Origin of the sequence: Shewanella sp. SM68, from assembly GCF_025653925.1 — a bacterium.
GTDB classification, from domain to species: domain Bacteria; phylum Pseudomonadota; class Gammaproteobacteria; order Enterobacterales; family Shewanellaceae; genus Shewanella; species Shewanella oncorhynchi.
The window spans coordinates 1-16,263 of the sequence record NZ_JAKKRU010000010.1; the positions used below are offsets into that span (position 1 = coordinate 1).

Here is a 16,263-nt window from a genome sequence, read left to right on the forward strand (position 1 = left end):
AGGAGCAAGCCCTTTGCGCTCGACCTGAAGCTGCGTTACCCACTTACTGACCGTTGATTTACCTACGTTCATGGCTTTGGCTGCCGCTTCTTGTGTATAGCCCTGGTCAATGACTAATTGGGCAGTTTCGAGCTTAATCGCTGCGCTATATCGTGCACGTTTACTTTTATTCATTTTGTCACCTAAATTCGCTATGAATGAGATCATAACATTTCTTATTAGGTGGCCAAATTCAGTGTGCCACTACACATTAGGCTGTTAACGAATATCAGCTTAGTGAGGGGCTTTGACTGAATGATGAAGTTTAGATGACATACAGATGACAAAAAGTGGATTAGCCTAGACTGAACTTGTCAAGATTCACATCAGGATGCAATTAGAACCGACAGGTTGATTTAACTCACTTCTGCCCCAAAGCAAGATAACTTTGTTGTCAGTTTGCAGCATGAATTGTCATTGTTTCCCCTGTGACTCGCCGCCCTTGCATTTAACAAGAAGCGTCCCTGAGGGCTCGACGACGGCATCCATGCCGCCAACGGTCACAGTTGCAACAATGCCAATCTTAATTAACACTTCTGCTGTTCGTTTAGCTAAAAAGCTATTGCCCCAAAGCTTCTCAGAACCAGCGATGGGAACATCTGCCCAGTACACCAATAGACCAAGTTAATCTAATCCGTACTTTGGTTCTTTATACGGAATCTTTCCGTAGTTCGACCCTGTAACTATATGTTGATTCACAAAAAAAGTTGATACCTGTTGAGTTTCATAATGAATGGCAGCAACATACACAGAACTCAAAGATGGAAAAAGTCCATCTATAAAGCGTTAGCAATCTTTACAAATAATGGAATTATGAATGGGAAAGTACCATAACGACCAACCGATACAGGGTGGACCCAACGATCCTGATTTACTAAATAGACTCGACTTTGCAAACCATTTAGCAAATGTACTTCTATTGAATCATGATGATGATTGTTTAACTGTTTCTTTGGAGGGTGAATGGGGTTATGGAAAAACGTCAGTAATCAACCTTGTCAAAGGCGCTTTAAATGAAAAAGAATCTGCTCCAATTATTATTGAGTATAACCCTTGGTTGGCCGGTAAGCCGGAATCGTTAATTCAAGATTTCTTACTTCAATTTTCATCACAGCTAAATATTAAAGACAGTTCTGAAGTAGCCTTAAAAGCAGCCAAGGAGCTAATTGCATATTCAAGCCTTTTTAGTGTCGCGAAGCTCGTTCCTGGTGCAGAGCCTTGGGCATCAATTGTTGAAAAAGTATTTTCTAAGTTTGGAGATTCAAGTAAGAAGATTGCAGAGCTGAAGAAGCTTGATTTGCTCGGGAAAAAGAGAAATGTTGTATCTGCAATACAAGAGATTAAAACACCAATAATTGTTGTGATAGATGATATTGATAGGTTGACCCCAGCTGAAACATTTCAAGTGTTACGTCTTGTTAAGGCCGTAGCAGACTTTTCTGGAACATCGTTTCTGTTAGCTTTTGATTCAAATTATCTTGTCTCTGTTTTAGATAAAAATGGCATAGTTAATGCTTCCGAATATATCAACAAGGTAATACAGCTCAGGGTTCCTCTACCTGTAATTTCTGAACGAGGTATGAACGAACTGGCAAATGTTGAGCTGGAAAACTTAAGCGATAAAAACGTAACTGATAGTTTTGAGAGTGACCAAGATAGATTGAGTTGGATTTATCATAATTATTTCAAATACCTAATCAAAAACCCAAGAGAGCTAAAAAGGTTTTTTAATCACTTGAGGTTTGTTCTGGAACAGATTCAAGGGCAAGTTTGTTTTTCAGACCTTTTCTCTTTATCAATAATTGCCACTAAAGCAAATTCTGTGTACGAGCATATTAAGAAATCGCCAGAAGCATACATCGGCAGAAGATTTTCAAATGACGGTCTTATGATGGATAAGCCTGAAGAATTGGTAAAATCATTTAAAAATGAACGAGATTGTATTCTGGATGTATTTAACGAAATGGATCGTAAACTACTAAAGGGGCTTCTTGGTGACACCTTTCCGCTTCTGGCTTCGGGAGGGTATTCTCATTATGGAGTTTCTGATGCTGATTCCGCAGGTCGGGTGTCTGCACCTCAAAGGCTTCATGTTGCATTTCACTACACAACACCAATTGGTTACCTTTCAGACCAAGATATTCTTGAGTTTATCTCTGGACAAATTAACAGAAAAGAATTTCTTGAAAGTGTGATTGCTGAAGACGCCGAAGGTCGATTTTTTGAAATGATGACGAATTATGCAAAGGCATGCACTGATAATGGTTCTGATATTCTGGCTAGTATTTATGATGAATTTCTTAATTCTGACAAGCTAATATTGGAACATGAAAGTAATTTGGGCTTTATGTCCAAGGATCTATATCGCCAAATGAATTGGCTGACAAATAAGGTTATCTCTGAGAGCCGCAATAAATATACATTGATCAAATATTTGATTGGCAGAGAACAAAGTACCCCTATAGCAGCCGATATTCTTTATAAAATTAGAGGCCAAGTGCATGGGAAAAGTCATGATGAGCAATGGGTCACTATCCAACAGCTAGAAGAGCTTGAAAGTGACTATCAAGAGGTTGCAATTAAGGCTCTTACTGAAAGAGCACACATCAAAAACCATCTTGAGTCACATATTTTCTACGAATTGAAAAGATCCTCAAAAGAAAGGACTTCTGATTTCATGTTAAAAGTCTTGAACAATGAAAATGGCACAATTAGAGTGGCTGAAATAATTGGAAACTCAGGTAGTGATTCAGCTAACGGGCCTTACGTTCAGATTGATGAAGATACCTTTAGTGATGTTATAGATTTAGAGGCTCTTAGAGAGCAAGCTAAGAAAATAGATATTGGAAACCAACCAATTCATATTCAGGCAATATTAAAAAGTATTCTTGATGGAAAAAAATACTATTTAAAAGATGGAGAGCTAGGTGAGCGATGGTAGCCATAATTGCTAACAAGGCGCTGTTGTCGGACTGGTTTTCCGCTGCACTCCAAACCAGCCGAAAAGCGCGGCGTTAAACCCATAGAAATATTAATCCGTACCCAATGAGTTAGAGTAAAAAATCTAACAAGGTTTTGTCCAAAAGTGAGTTGTGTGGTGTCGAGTGGAGATTGTACGATTAAGTCACGCTATATAATCAAATCAGCCAGTTCGTGTATGAGTTAGTGCAAAAAGGGGAGTCAGTTAATCTGACTCCCCTTTTTTAGAACGCTTGTTGGACTTACATTAAAACCTACGTTAGGCCCAAATTAGCGTAATGTTAGAACAATAAATGTGCTACACCTGCAATCACTGGCAAAGTCACTAAGGTACGTAGAATAAACACCACGAAAAGCTCAACGAAGTTGACGGGAATTTTACTGCCGATAAGCAGTGCACCGACTTCACTCATATAGATCAACTGAGTCACAGATAAGGCTGCAATTACAAAGCGGGTCATATCTGATTCAATTGAGCTGGCAAGGATTGACGGAATAAACATATCCGCAAAACCGACCACGATTGTTTTAGAGGCTTCAGTGGCTTCTGGAATATGCAGTAATTCGAGTAATGGAATAAACGGCATCCCCAGATAGTTAAAGATGGGCGTGTGCTCGGCAATAATCAGTGCCAGCGTACCAATGGCCATTACCACAGGGATAATGCCAAATACCATATCGACAACGTTTTTAATGCCTTCATTTAAGACCGCTTTTATGCCACCGGCACTGGCGGCTTTTTCTAAGGCTTTATCAAAGCCCCAAGATAAGGCGCCATGTCCTGCAGGGATCAGCTCATCATCTGGCATGCGTGGGGTATCATCTATGTAGTTGTCTTTCTTCCACGATAATGGTGGCAACTTAGGCACAATCACAGCGGCGGCAAAACCCGCGAGGCACACAGTCAAATAAAAGGGCACAAACATATGCTCTAACTTAACTTGTGAGATCACCACTAAGCTGAAGGTAATCGATACCGCCGAGAAGGTTGTACCAATAACTGCGGCTTCTCTCTGGGTATAAAAACGGGCTTCGTATTGTTTGCTGGTCAGCAAAATACCGACACTGCCATCACCTAACCATGAGGCCATACAATCGATAGCGCTACGACCCGGTAGATTGAACACGGGACGCATGACTTTCGTTAAGAGTGTGCCAAAGAGTTCGAGTAGGCCGAAGTTCAGCAGCAGCGGCAGTAACATACCCGCAAAGATAAATACTGAGAACAACACAGGTAATAAGTCGTTTAAGACTAATGCGCCAGTGCTCGAGGAGTTGATGATCTCTGGACCTAAACCTAAGTAAGTCAGTACGATAAACACTGCACCTAAGATCCGAGTCGTCAACCACATAGGGCTGACATTCAATAAACCATTAAGGAAGTGATTTTGCGTAACGAATGTGGGCTTAAACACTTTTGACAGTAAAGAGGCCAGCGCCGTAGTCACAACAATAATAGTCACTATGAGGGTTAGCACACCGCTCAATGCGCCTTGCAGTGCTTTAGATATGATAGCGATAGGAATTGTGATCGCATCGTTGTAGCTGATAGGGGTCATAAATAACAACAGACCAATCAGCGAAGGGACGATAAAGGTGAGTATCGTCTTAATGTTTCGGTTTTTATTTTCAGTAGCCAATGTTGTACACCTTAAAGTACGAGTCGTACATGGTAAATTTGAATAAATAGCCGCACGTAACAAGCTGTCGACGCTAATTAAGGTGCATTTAAATTCAACTCAAAAACGAGAATGGGGAAGATTACTCGCTTAGCTTCTCTATGTAAAACGATTCGCTAGTTAGTTTGATATAAGCAGCAAAACAGCATAGTTATTTTACTTCAGTTGTCGATAAATTAAGAGTGGCTATATTGGCTCACATTACTGTAAAAGCATTATTAAACATAGTATTACCATCACTTACATTAGGTGGGTTAACGACTGGTTAATTACTTGTTTACTGATGTGTGTGAAACTATCTAGATGTTATTTCTGCACAAAAAAACATCAGTAACTTTAGCCCTACCGCCATGTTGGCTGGTTTTCTGTTCTATTTGAAAGTGCAATAGAGATAACTCTGGCTATATAGCGTTGACGAGAACCTGTTGTGCATATCGCGGTAATGTTAAGGAGTCTTGGGCACTAGGACACATTTTTATGCGATAAGCCTTTAAATCGACTTATCTCTAAAAGTGACCTTCTCCACTATCTTGATGCTTTTGTGATTGACTAAAAAGTCGCAAATAACGATGAAAGTAAAAATATTATTCATAAAGCGGATACCCGCCGCTTTAAATCTTCTCATTTCCATGTAAGTTAGTATTACTCCCATCCAGCTCTAGTATTCATGATCGCAAAAGTACAGAAGGTTACGATTAAAGGCGGCTCAACACTGGCCATTAAGTTTGGTTTTTTGGGGATCTTTGGGCTTTTAATTGGCATTGTTATTACTGTTTTGGGGTTCGATGATTCTGAATTCCATCGCTTCAATTTTTTGAATCATACCCTAAGTGAATTAGGGACTTATGGTCATTCGTCTTTCGCTGTCATTCTTAACGGTGGATTGTTTTTTGGCAGTTTAAGCCTCGTTTTCTATTGTTTGTCTTCTTTGCAGCAGGTGACTTCTTGCTGGGGATACCCTTTCTTTATCAGTTTGGCTCTCACTTTTCTGGCTTTAGCGAGCGTGGGATTATTTCCGGTGAACGTGTATCACTTGCATGTTCTTGGGCTGAAATGGTTTTTCTATCTGGGGAGTTTGAGTGCGCTCTTCTATTTAGCCTTGGTTTGTTTCGGCAAGTCTAACTTTGGCCGTTGGACTGGGTTGTTGGCGTTAATCGTCTTATGTAGCATGTTGACGTTTCTGTATGCGCCACAGCTCAATTTAGGTTTGACCGAAGGCGATAGACCGTTTTATCAGGAGATGGTATTGCAACTGCCGCGTCCTACTTTGTGGTGGCCAGCCCTACTAGAATGGATTGGACTGGGAAGTTTATTGTGTTGGACAAGTGTGCTGCTTTTTAGCCAGTTAAGCTTCAGCCAAGATCCCAAAATCATTGGCTGAGTTATCTTTGAATTTAGACTTATCTTCAGCTCTAGGCTATGGATTCACATGCACAGCAAGGCCCGCTTCACCAAACCAATAACCGTTGCACTGGGTTATATCAAGGTTGCTATTCATTGAGAAATCCTGAGTATTTTTAGTCGCTTGAATCGTATCAACCAAAGTATTGGCTTTAGTGATGCAGTCAAGACTACTGGGTGATACTCGAAACACATCGACCCCCATCTGTGTCATTGCCGCTATTTCACTGCGTAAATCTAAACAGCTAGCGGATTGGGTTTGAATTCCATTGAGCCTGAGTAAAGGTTGCTGCTCTTGGGTTTGCGCGAGTAGTCCTTTACTGTATTCACGGCATACCGTTTCGCAATGATCTTTCGTGAGCTGTTTGTGTCTAGCGGTAAAGCAGCGCGCTGAATGGGCGAGAGGTAAATAGCCGTGGCCGAGCACTTCCACCTCAAATGATGGCTGCTCTTGAATTACTTGTTGTAACCAAGCTTTAGATAGCTCCACTGGCATCACAAATCTTTGCATTCCAAACCGCTGCAAGATGTCTAAACTGGCGCGATTGTAGTTATTGATACTCGCGCCGCAGACAAAGGGCAACTTACGCTCTTTGGCAAGATACACTGCCGCCATATCGTTTGCTTCGACGATAAATTCACCGTTATCGACCTGGCGTTTGAGCTCAGTATATTCAGATGGCGCTTCTATTAAGGCCAGCGTTGAAAGCACGACTTCTTTACCCGCCTGCTTGAGCATTTGCGCCAGCTCTAGATAATCGCCCCACTTGAGTTCGCGTCTGCGGCTACAAACCGCCTCACCTAAATACACTAAGGGAATTTGACTGGCGGCGACTTGCTGGTAAAAGTCAGCGACTTGCTGTTTCTGCCAGCAATACAACAGTGGTCCTAGGGAAATCTTCATAAGGTGTCCTTTGTCAATCTTGCTCTCTATTTACCTTTTATTGCCAATCGCGCTCGTAGGCGCCAAGCGTAGTGATCTGACCCTCGGATACTTTCGCTAGGGCTTGTTCCCAATGGGGGTGATTTTGGCTTTGTGAGTACAGCGCTGGATTATTTAGATAGGTGTCTATGGCTTGACGCCATACTCGAGTGACTTGTTCAACATAGGCGGGGCTGCGTTGACGTCCTTCGATTTTCAGCGACACTATGCCAGCTTTGGCTAGCTCTGGAAGTAAGCTTAAGGTATTCAAACTGGTTGGTGATTCGAGTAAATATTGCGGCGAATCTTGATCTGCTGTGATGTAACGGCCTTTGCATACCACGGGATAACCCATTTGTTCGTCGAGGGCCGATTTATCAATTAACACATCGTTGAGCCGGGTTAATCTGTTCTGTCCTTCTTCTTGCCAGCGTACGTGTTTTGCCGGTGAACAAGATCCACCTGTGTTGGGCGATTCGCCCGTTACATAGGATGACAGCTGGCAACGCCCTTCGGCCATAATGCACAGACTACCAAAGGCGAATACTTCCAAATCCACTGGGCTGACTTTAGCAAGATCCCGTACTTGTTTCATGGATAACACCCGTGGCAATACTACTCGGGCGATGTTAAAGGCTTCCTTATAAAAGCTCAGCGCACCCAGATTGGTTGCACTGGCCTGCACCGATAAATGCAGTGGCAGGTTTGGATAGTGCCTATGGGCATAATCGAGTAAAGAAAGATCGGCGACAATTAATGCATCCATACCCAGTTTTGCCGCTAAATCGATAGCCTGATACCAACGATGCTCTTCACCGGGCTTTGGAAAAGTATTTAAGGTCAAAAAGATTTTTTTGCCGTGCTTTTGCGTCAGCTCAGTGGCTTCTTGCAATTTTGTGGGGGTGAAGTTTAATCCTGCAAACGAGCGCGCGTTGGTGTCGTCTTTTAACCCTAGATACACAGCGTCGGCTCCGGCATGTAATGCCGACTTTAGCGAGGCCAGATTTCCTGCTGGACACAACAGCTCCATAGTGATGCTCCCGATAAAATGATAGCCGCTGAGTGTAGGTAAGATTGAATGGCGATGAATTGATTTAAAACAGGTTTAAGATCATAAAATCCCGATAAACTGGGATATATCATGTTTTATTCTTGTAGGGTTCCCGCTATGTCCGCTGTTTTTTTCGCAAAATTTGCTCAGCAACTTTTAGAGTTCACCCCAAAAGCCATCGGCTTTCCCCTTGCTAAGATGCCGTTTAGCCTCAAAGCAAAAGCCATCAGCCAATTGCTTGAACTCTTACTTGCCGAGCAAGCTGCTGAAGATGAGCTTGGATTTTTGACGGATAAATGGGTCGCGATTCGAGTGGAAGATATAAACTTAGCCTTCGAAGTTAGTTTTAATGGAAAATGGCAAGTCAGAGAGCTCATCGATGCGCAGGTGACCTTCAGTGCCAACTCTGCTGAGCTAGTGTTAGTGGCGGCGGCGAAGGAAGATCCCGACACGCTATTCTTCCAGCGTAAGCTGAGTATTCAAGGTGATACTGAATTAGGGCTCGAAGTGAAAAACCTGCTGCTAAGTATCGAATTTGCCAGTATGCCAGCCCCAATTCGTCTTAGTGTTGAAAAGCTTGCCGCTGTGATTGAGCGTCTGCAAATTGAAGCGAAACCGACAATTATTCTCGCCAAATCCCCAAGCTTTTAACGTTATTTAGTGAGACTACACACTGCTAATTCCATAAAGAAGCCCGCTAAGTTGTTATCTTAGTGGGCTTATTTTTATTTAAACTTTATTGTATGGTTTGGTCAATGAGTTAGTAGCTTGCACTCAGTTGTAGTCCCGAGTAGATCGAATAAGCGCGTAACATCACATGGTAAGTTCCCGCTTGAGTCACGGTAATCGAACAGCTTTCATTGTTTCCGTTTTTATAGGGACGGCAATCATAGCTGGTGGTCGTTGGGGTAGTGCCTGCTTTAACATACAGGTCTACATCTCCAGTTCCGCCACTGGTGGCAATGTTGAGTTGGCTATTGGCTGGAACCACTATCTTATACAGTTTCTCTGTTGCCGTTGCCCCGCTTAAATTCGTGACAGGTACGCCATTGGTTAAGCAGTTTGCATCGGTGCAGTTTCCGCCACCATTCAGGTTATAGCTGGCTGTCAACTGGGCATTGGCGTAATTATTATAGCCTTGCACCATCACATACCACCGACCCGCCGTAGGTGTGGTGAAGTTACAGCTCTCGTTGTTGCCATTTTGATAGGGGCGGCATTGGTAGCTAGTTGTCGTCGGTTTTTGCCCTTGGCTGACATAAATATCCGCATCACCAGAACCACCCGCTAGATTGATCCCTAAACTTGCCGCATTGACTGGGACATCTATGTAGTAATACGTCGCAGAACCTGTGGCACCACTGATTGCGACACCCACATTATTTTGCAGCGGTGTTTCATCGACGGGACAATTATTGCCACAGCCACCATCATCGCCTGCGAGTGAAAAGAGTAATTTATTGGGTGAACCTGTTTTCGCGTCTGTAACTTTATTTGACGTGGCGCGCGTCGTAAGTAAGTTTGTCACCTGTGCGGGAGAGAGATTTGGATTTTCATCTAAGTATAATGCGGCAACGCCTGCCACATGTGGGGCTGCCATTGAGGTACCACTTATGGTATTAGTCGCTGAATTCGAGTTATACCAAGCGGACGTAATGCTCGAACCAGGCGCATAGATATCAAGGCAAGTCCCGAAGTTAGAAAAACTCGAGCGGGAATCGTTACTGGTGGTTGAACCAACTGTGATGGCGTTTACCGCACGGGCGGGTGAGTAGTTACAAGCGCTGCTGTTGTCGTTACCCGCCGCCACTACGAAAGTGACCCCTGCGGCAACTGCGGCATTGACTGCATCATCAGTTGCTTGGGAGGCGCCGCCTCCTAAACTCATGTTTGCGACGGCCGGGCCGGAAGCATTGTTTTTCACCCAGTTTATCCCTGCAATCACGCCAGAGTTACTGCCTGAACCTGAACAGTTGAGTACTCTGACGCCCACAAGATTGACGTTTTTAGCCACACCGTAAGTAGCACCGCCAACAGTTCCTGCCACATGGGTACCATGGCCGTTACAGTCAGTTGCATCGTAATCATTATCCACAAAATCATAGCCACTGCTGGCGCGACCACCAAACTCATTGTGAGTATTAAGCACGCCAGTATCGATCACAAAGGCGGTGACACCAGAGCCGTCGAAATCCGTGTGATAGTTACTATCCAATGGCAAGTTTCGTTGATCGATTCTGTCTATGCCCCAGGTCGGACTCGGTTGATTGGCATTGGCTTCAACCATAGGCGTTACTGACATGATTTGATCTTGTTCTATGTATTTCACATTTGGATCTTTACGCAGTGCTTTAATCTGTTGGGCGCTGGCCTTGATGAGTACACCATTGAGCACATTGCCAAAGTTTTTCATCACAGTGACATCATATTGGTTGACTAAACTCTCGGCTTGTTTCGTCGCGAATTCAGCTATGGTGTTGTTATTACTTAGATTAAGAACGCTTGGGGTATTGAATACAACAATGTAAGTATCTTTGATGGCTTTAGATTGTGGGACACTTACCATACTCGCTTGGTATTCATTAGCGTTAACAGGGAAGTAAGCAAGTCCAGTTGCGACCGCGACTGCAATTAAATGTTTCTTATGCATGTTGAACTCCATTTTCTTTTTATGTCTCCACGGACTTCGAGACATAATTTAATGTAGAAGGTATTTTCAACCTGCCCAGTTCTGTGCTTAAGGTATATCTAATTTACAAGGTTAAAATGTAACACTTGATTTACAATTTGACCGCAAGTGACTTTTTACTTAGCTAAAGAGTGAGGTGTACAAATAAGCGTCAAAATAATAACTATTAGTCTATTAAAACAACCTAGTCTGTAAAAGTGGTGATTTATCAAGCGACATTTTGTCCGAATCACAAACTGTGAAGCAGTGATAAATTCCGTCTGCTACTTTTTTGACATTCACCGCTGAAAAGAAGTCAGTCTAAAGTAGTGTTTTGACTAATGCTGAAATAAAGGCTTGGATTTAAGCGATTTAAAGGTTTTTCATACTGTTAAATGCATCTTTATTGTGATTTTTTATGCGGGTTGTTTTGCGCAGGTTATTGCAGGTATTAGAGCAGATTTGACCGAGAGGCATTATAGCCACTCGGTCAGGTGACGTGATTAAGCTTTTTGCGTTAACACGGCAAATTTCACTAACAATTCGTCGTTAGATTCGACACGGTTTGGATCTGGGTCGATGCAATCAATGGGGCAGACAGACACGCAAGTCGGTTTGTCGTAGTGACCCACACATTCGGTGCAACGGTCTGGATCGATTTCATAGATCTCTTCGCCCATAGTGATGGCCTGATTAGGACATTCAGGTTCACACATGTCGCAATTGATGCAGCTATCGTCGATCAGTAGTGCCATGGTCTTAACCTAGTTCATGCGGGTTGCGAGTATCCTGACCTTGGGGCAAGTTACGCAGCAAAATACCGTGGCTCAAATCGACTTCTTTCGGCACGGGCAGATATACAGTGTGCCCCGAACCTAAACCGGCTTCAACCGCTTCAGCTTTGCGATTTTCGAGTTGTTCAATCGTCAAACTGATATTGCCCTGCGGCGTCATCAGTTCAACACTGTCGCCAACGGAGAACTTGTTTTTTACTTCAATTTCGGCCAATCCTGCAAGATTACGTTTTCCCGTCAATTCACCTACAAATTGTTGGGTGTCACTAACTGAGTAGCCATAGTCATAATTTTGGTATTCATCATGCACATGGCGACGTAAAAAGCCTTCGGTATAACCACGGTGGGCTAGGCCTTCTAATTGATTCATTAGACTGCGGTCGAAATCTTTACCCGATGAAGCATCTTCAATCGCGCGGCGATACAGTTGTGCTGTACGGGCAACGTAATAGAAGGACTTAGTGCGGCCTTCAATTTTGAGCGAGTCTATGCCCATTTTAGTCAGGCGCTCAACGTGCTGAATGGCCCGTAAGTCTTTAGAGTTCATGATATAAGTGCCGTGCTCATCTTCGAAGGCGGGCATGTATTCGCCTGGGCGATTGGCTTCCTGTAGTAGGTAAATTTGATCTGTGGGAGCGCCTGCACCTAAGGTCGTTGGCGTTTCAATTTGCACCGCATTTGGCATGGCAATGATGTCACCGCTGTCATTTTGCTGCGCTTCGTGTACATCGTATTTCCAGCGACAAGCATTAGTGCAGGTGCCTTGGTTAGGATCGCGTTTGTTGATATAACCCGAGAGTAAACAACGGCCTGAATACGCCATACACAGGGCGCCATGCACAAACACTTCAAGCTCGATATCGGGGCAGCGCTGACGAATTTCTTCGATTTCATCTAAGGACAATTCGCGTGACAGGATCACGCGTTTGATGCCTTGGGTTTGCCAAAACTTTACCGAGGCCCAGTTGATGGCATTCGCTTGCACGGATAAATGCACCACTTGATCAGGAAACGCTTCACGCACCATCATGATTAAACCTGGATCGGACATGATCAGTGCGTCAGGCTTCATCGCCACTACGGGTTCCATGTCCTTGATATAGGTTTTTAGCTTGGCATTGTGGGGCGCGATATTGCTCACCACATACAGCTTTTTACCGAGTGCATGGGCTTCTTTAATCCCAGTGGCAAGGTTTTCCATTTTAAAGTCATTGTTACGTACCCTTAGACTATATCTTGGCTGACCGGCATACACTGCATCTGCGCCATAAGCAAAGGCGTAGCGCATGTTCTTTAAGGTTCCAGCTGGAGACAGCAGCTCAGGTTTAAACATAATCACTCTCAAATGGGTTAATAAATGACGCGGTGCGCGGGGGCGGCATTTTACACAATGAAAGTAGGGGTATGCAAATTGCCTTAGTTAACTTTAGCAGTACTTCACATTTTACGAATATAGTGAGTTTGGCTTAGATCAACTGGAGCGGAATATTTCAACTTGAGTGATGATTGAGGTCGATGATCAAGACAGATAAATAAGGCAAAATTGATAACGCAATCATACAAATTATTAACGTCTGTAGTTTTTTCTACGCATCTAATGACAGCCAACTGATATACTCCAACAATCCAATGTTCATGTTTACAGATTGATGGGAGCTAAGATGTCTACCGAACATCTACTGTTAGTCAGTTTATTAAAAAAACTAAAAGATGATGCCTTAGTGCTACCGACCTTGCCTGAAGTGGCGATGCGGGTGCAAGAAGTGGTCGGACGCTCCGATGCGAGCCTTAAACAAGTGGCAGAAGTGATCGGCCAAGATGCAGCGATTTCTGCGCGTATTATAAAGGTCGCCAACAGCGCGCTATATAGCCGAGGCGTGCCAGCTGAAAGTATCAACAGTGCGGTTTCTCGTATTGGGTTAATCCAGATTAAAAGCATTGCCACTTCGGTGGCGATGGAGCAATTATTCATTTCCACCAATGAAATGGTGTGGGAAGTCATGGACGAAGTGTGGCGTACCTCAATCGATGTAACCGCTGCGTCTTGTGCCATGCTGCAGATGTACAATAAGCGCCATTCAACCAGTCGGTTAAATTTTGATACCTTAACCTTAGCTGGACTCGTGCATAACATTGGCGCCTTACCTGTATTAACAGAAGCGGAGGCGCATCCCCATTTATTCACTAGCATTGATCAATTACGCGCGCTCGTACGTAAAATGCAAGGGCCTTTGGGTCGTGCTGTTTTGAAAAGTTGGGATTTCTCTACCGAAGTGATGGAAGTGGTTGAGCGTTGGGCTGATTTACCTTATCTACCCGATCATGTCACCTATCTCGACTTTATTCGTGCAGCGGCCTTTTATACCGGTGAATTGCGAGCGGGCACTGAACTAGAGCAACGTCTCGGTGTATTTGTCGCCCGTGGATTACCTGTGACGACCGATGATTTAGCCAGTGATGAGTTTATGGAAAAATTCCATTCAATTAGAGAAAGTTACCAATAATCGTTAGGCCTAAATGGAATTCAAATGGCGCTGATATCTTTTATCGTGTCATTTGAGAACAAGCTTACGTGGTATGGCAGAGGCCAAGGTATGTTCGTAATCGGGTTAGTTGTCGCTTCTCTCGCTTTATTGATATTTTCATTGTATATCCTGCAGTCAAAGTACAGATCTTTACGGTCGCAGCAAAAATTTCTAGCACAGCTTTGTACCCAGCTAGAGCTGCAAAAGGTTGAACGCCAAGCTTTAGACATTGGCATTGTCCCCCAAGCGTTTGCTCCTCTCTACCATACTTTAAATGAATTATTGAAGGCGTTACCGGCAAGTGTGGGTAAGGATAAGCTAACAGGACTTGTTAATCGTGTCGGCTTGAAACGTACTCTTACCGGCATGATGCCGCTGACTCAAGGGACATTAGTGCTAATTGATATTTATCGATTTCGCTATGTGAATGATCTCTTTGGTTTTGTGTTTGGCGATATCCTGCTGAAGCAATTTGCCGAACGCTTAAACAGCTTAAGTTTATCCCCGAGATTAATCGCACGCCTCAATGGTGATGAATTCTGTTTATATTACGAGCAAGCGTTGACTGAGGAGCAATTAGTCCACTTAAGAGGGCGGTTGCAAGTGCCTTTTAGCATTAAGAACACACCTGTCAGCGTTAAGCTTCAAATCGGTTGTCTGCATTTACAAGAACACCATGCAGACACGAGTCAGATGCTACGTCGAGTCGATTTGGCGCTGAAGAAAGCCCGCCATTCTCGTAGCGCGATTGCATACTATGCCCAAAATGATGATATTCGTCAGTTAAGAGAACTGAAAATTATCGATAGCTTGCCTAAAGGTTTGCAACGTAATCAAGTATATATGGTGTATCAAGCTAAACAGGATATTGCCACGGGTCGATGTTTTCAGGTTGAAGCCTTAATGCGTTGGGAGCATGACGAACTCGGGATTATTTCTCCTGGAGAATTTATTCCCTTAGCTGAATATGCTGGCATGATTGATTTAGTCAGCCAATGGGCACTCGATCAGGTTTTAGCACAGCAGGCAAAATGGCGCGCGGCGGGGATACAATTGTGTGTTGCAGTTAACCTGTCGACACGGGACCTTGACAGTGAAACCTTACCCCAAGAAATTGCTGCAAGATTAGCCTATTACCAGCTCCCACCCGAATCCTTGATGATCGAAATTACTGAAAGCACTTTAATGGCGGATTTAACTAAGGCGGTCGAGACGTTAGGAAAGATACGTGCCTTAGGGGTTAGACTTGCAATTGATGATTTTGGTACGGGTCATTCTTCCTTAGCTTATTTAAAGCATTTACCCGTTAATGAAGTCAAAATTGATAAAGCCTTTTTAAAGGATCTGGAGCAGGATAAACCATCGGAATACATCCTCGAAGCCAGTATTAATATTGCCAAAAAACTCGGTTATGAGGTAACTGTTGAAGGAATTGAAACGCTTGAGATTAGAGATAGGTTAGTGGCTATGGGGGTTGATACTATACAAGGTATGTATTACGCGAAGCCCATGAGTGCCGCCGAACTCGAAATGAACTGGGCCCAACTACATAATACAATCTAAACCTTGTGCTCATTAAATTAAGCGCTCGTTAAATCAAATGCTCGTTAAATCAAATGCTCGTCAAATCAAGAGTACTAAGGCTTGCAGTCGAGCCTTAATACTGTCCAGTTATCGATATTTGAGTTGTACTCCTTGAGTGATTTTTGTTGCCTTTGCTGATGTCAAAATAATCTCAGGAAATCGCGCGTACTTGTATGTAAGAGTATTAGCTTTGTTCGCTTGATGTGAAACCAAGACTTAATATGGCGATTAACTCTGCCGGCATAGGCGCTAATTGACGGGCTTGATTCATACACACCATTTCTATGGTTGCAGTGACAGCAGGTTTTTTGCCCTGAGGGCGCCAAATTTCCTGTAGCCACACAGTGCGATACTTGCTCTCAAAGTAAAATTTAGTCCGTACATCGATAATATCGGCAAATTCCACCCCCTCATGGCACAACATATCGCTACGATACACAGCAAAACCCAGTTGGTTTTGTTGCCATAATGCACTTAAACGCTCAGCACCAATCACATGCTCACGGGCTCGCTCGAAGTATTTCAAAAAGTTGGGGTGATACACCACGCCAGAAAAATCAGTATCTTCATAGTAGATTTGCACTGGGAAAGAAAAGGTCGGGCTAAATTGCGGCATGGGGT

At 43.5% G+C, this 16,263-nt stretch carries 14 protein-coding genes; 5 read left to right on the forward strand and 9 right to left on the reverse strand.

Translation table 11 applies throughout. The features are described 5' to 3' along the window. A partial coding sequence (locus tag L5M40_RS15850; protein ID WP_263178571.1) for a transposase occupies positions 1-174 on the reverse strand: 174 nt, incomplete at its 3' end. A gap of 279 nt (positions 175-453) precedes the next feature. Beyond that, a complete protein-coding gene (locus L5M40_RS15855) occupies positions 454-651 on the reverse strand; it encodes a hypothetical protein (protein WP_263256928.1) in 198 nt (65 codons plus the stop codon). Positions 652-856: 205 nt separating this feature from the next. On the opposite strand from L5M40_RS15855, the gene L5M40_RS15860 reads away from it, so the two are divergent. Further along, the gene (locus L5M40_RS15860; RefSeq protein ID WP_259512096.1) at positions 857-2,980 is read left to right on the forward strand and encodes a KAP family NTPase; all 2,124 of its coding nucleotides are present in this window, start codon (positions 857-859) and stop codon (positions 2,978-2,980) included. A 319-nt stretch (positions 2,981-3,299) separates the two neighbouring features. Here the strand turns inward: L5M40_RS15860 and L5M40_RS15865 are convergent, their stop codons facing one another. Then, positions 3,300-4,658, reverse strand: a complete 1,359-nt coding sequence (locus L5M40_RS15865) for a YjiH family protein (protein ID WP_173243401.1) — start codon at positions 4,656-4,658, stop codon at positions 3,300-3,302. A 706-nt stretch (positions 4,659-5,364) separates the two neighbouring features. On the opposite strand from L5M40_RS15865, the gene L5M40_RS15870 reads away from it, so the two are divergent. Beyond that, on the forward strand, positions 5,365-6,078 hold the full coding sequence (locus tag L5M40_RS15870) for a hypothetical protein (RefSeq protein ID WP_263256930.1): 714 nt from the start codon (positions 5,365-5,367) through the stop codon (positions 6,076-6,078). Between the two features lie 36 nt (positions 6,079-6,114). Here the strand turns inward: L5M40_RS15870 and L5M40_RS15875 are convergent, their stop codons facing one another. Next, complete coding sequence (locus L5M40_RS15875; RefSeq protein ID WP_173243404.1) at positions 6,115-7,002, reverse strand: U32 family peptidase; 888 nt, start codon at positions 7,000-7,002, stop codon at positions 6,115-6,117. A 37-nt stretch (positions 7,003-7,039) separates the two neighbouring features. Continuing rightward, a complete protein-coding gene (locus L5M40_RS15880) occupies positions 7,040-8,050 on the reverse strand; it encodes a peptidase U32 family protein (RefSeq protein WP_263176289.1) in 1,011 nt (336 codons plus the stop codon). Between the two features lie 138 nt (positions 8,051-8,188). Between L5M40_RS15880 and L5M40_RS15885 the strand changes: the two genes are divergently transcribed. Beyond that, complete coding sequence (locus L5M40_RS15885; protein ID WP_263176290.1) at positions 8,189-8,722, forward strand: SCP2 domain-containing protein; 534 nt, start codon at positions 8,189-8,191, stop codon at positions 8,720-8,722. 109 nt (positions 8,723-8,831) lie between these two features. Here the strand turns inward: L5M40_RS15885 and L5M40_RS15890 are convergent, their stop codons facing one another. The 3 genes from L5M40_RS15890 to yegQ all read right to left on the reverse strand — a co-directional run bounded on the left by L5M40_RS15890 (position 8,832) and on the right by yegQ (position 12,866). Then, positions 8,832-10,721, reverse strand: coding sequence for a S8 family peptidase (locus tag L5M40_RS15890; RefSeq protein WP_263176293.1), 1,890 nt, complete (start codon positions 10,719-10,721; stop codon positions 8,832-8,834). A 521-nt stretch (positions 10,722-11,242) separates the two neighbouring features. Further along, positions 11,243-11,494, reverse strand: a complete 252-nt coding sequence (locus tag L5M40_RS15895; RefSeq protein ID WP_006082676.1) for a YfhL family 4Fe-4S dicluster ferredoxin — start codon at positions 11,492-11,494, stop codon at positions 11,243-11,245. A 4-nt stretch (positions 11,495-11,498) separates the two neighbouring features. Further along, positions 11,499-12,866, reverse strand: coding sequence for a tRNA 5-hydroxyuridine modification protein YegQ (yegQ, locus tag L5M40_RS15900; protein WP_263176295.1), 1,368 nt, complete (start codon positions 12,864-12,866; stop codon positions 11,499-11,501). Positions 12,867-13,194: 328 nt separating this feature from the next. On the opposite strand from yegQ, the gene L5M40_RS15905 reads away from it, so the two are divergent. Together L5M40_RS15905 and L5M40_RS15910 are read left to right on the forward strand one after the other, a co-directional pair. Next, positions 13,195-14,037 (forward strand): HDOD domain-containing protein, encoded by an 843-nt coding sequence (locus tag L5M40_RS15905; RefSeq protein WP_028761421.1) that lies wholly within the window; start codon positions 13,195-13,197, stop codon positions 14,035-14,037. 90 nt (positions 14,038-14,127) lie between these two features. Beyond that, positions 14,128-15,621, forward strand: coding sequence for a putative bifunctional diguanylate cyclase/phosphodiesterase (locus L5M40_RS15910; RefSeq protein WP_263176322.1), 1,494 nt, complete (start codon positions 14,128-14,130; stop codon positions 15,619-15,621). Positions 15,622-15,826: 205 nt separating this feature from the next. Here the strand turns inward: L5M40_RS15910 and L5M40_RS15915 are convergent, their stop codons facing one another. Continuing rightward, positions 15,827-16,258 (reverse strand): thioesterase family protein, encoded by a 432-nt coding sequence (locus L5M40_RS15915; RefSeq protein ID WP_168822859.1) that lies wholly within the window; start codon positions 16,256-16,258, stop codon positions 15,827-15,829. Positions 16,259-16,263: the final 5 nt, after the last annotated feature.

Excerpts from the sequence above, each read along its gene's own strand:
- L5M40_RS15860 (WP_259512096.1), top strand. The coding sequence starts at position 857 with ATGGGAAAGTACCATAACGACCAACCGATACAGGGTGGACCCAACGAT.
- L5M40_RS15870 (WP_263256930.1), top strand. The coding sequence starts at position 5,365 with ATGATCGCAAAAGTACAGAAGGTTACGATTAAAGGCGGCTCAACACTG.
- L5M40_RS15875 (WP_173243404.1), bottom strand. The coding sequence starts at position 7,002 with ATGAAGATTTCCCTAGGACCACTGTTGTATTGCTGGCAGAAACAGCAA.
- L5M40_RS15880 (WP_263176289.1), bottom strand. The coding sequence starts at position 8,050 with ATGGAGCTGTTGTGTCCAGCAGGAAATCTGGCCTCGCTAAAGTCGGCA.
- L5M40_RS15885 (WP_263176290.1), top strand. The coding sequence starts at position 8,189 with ATGTCCGCTGTTTTTTTCGCAAAATTTGCTCAGCAACTTTTAGAGTTC.
- L5M40_RS15890 (WP_263176293.1), bottom strand. The coding sequence starts at position 10,721 with ATGCATAAGAAACATTTAATTGCAGTCGCGGTCGCAACTGGACTTGCT.
- L5M40_RS15895 (WP_006082676.1), bottom strand. The coding sequence starts at position 11,494 with ATGGCACTACTGATCGACGATAGCTGCATCAATTGCGACATGTGTGAA.
- yegQ (WP_263176295.1), bottom strand. The coding sequence starts at position 12,866 with ATGTTTAAACCTGAGCTGCTGTCTCCAGCTGGAACCTTAAAGAACATG.
- L5M40_RS15905 (WP_028761421.1), top strand. The coding sequence starts at position 13,195 with ATGTCTACCGAACATCTACTGTTAGTCAGTTTATTAAAAAAACTAAAA.
- L5M40_RS15910 (WP_263176322.1), top strand. The coding sequence starts at position 14,128 with ATGTTCGTAATCGGGTTAGTTGTCGCTTCTCTCGCTTTATTGATATTT.
- L5M40_RS15915 (WP_168822859.1), bottom strand. The coding sequence starts at position 16,258 with ATGCCGCAATTTAGCCCGACCTTTTCTTTCCCAGTGCAAATCTACTAT.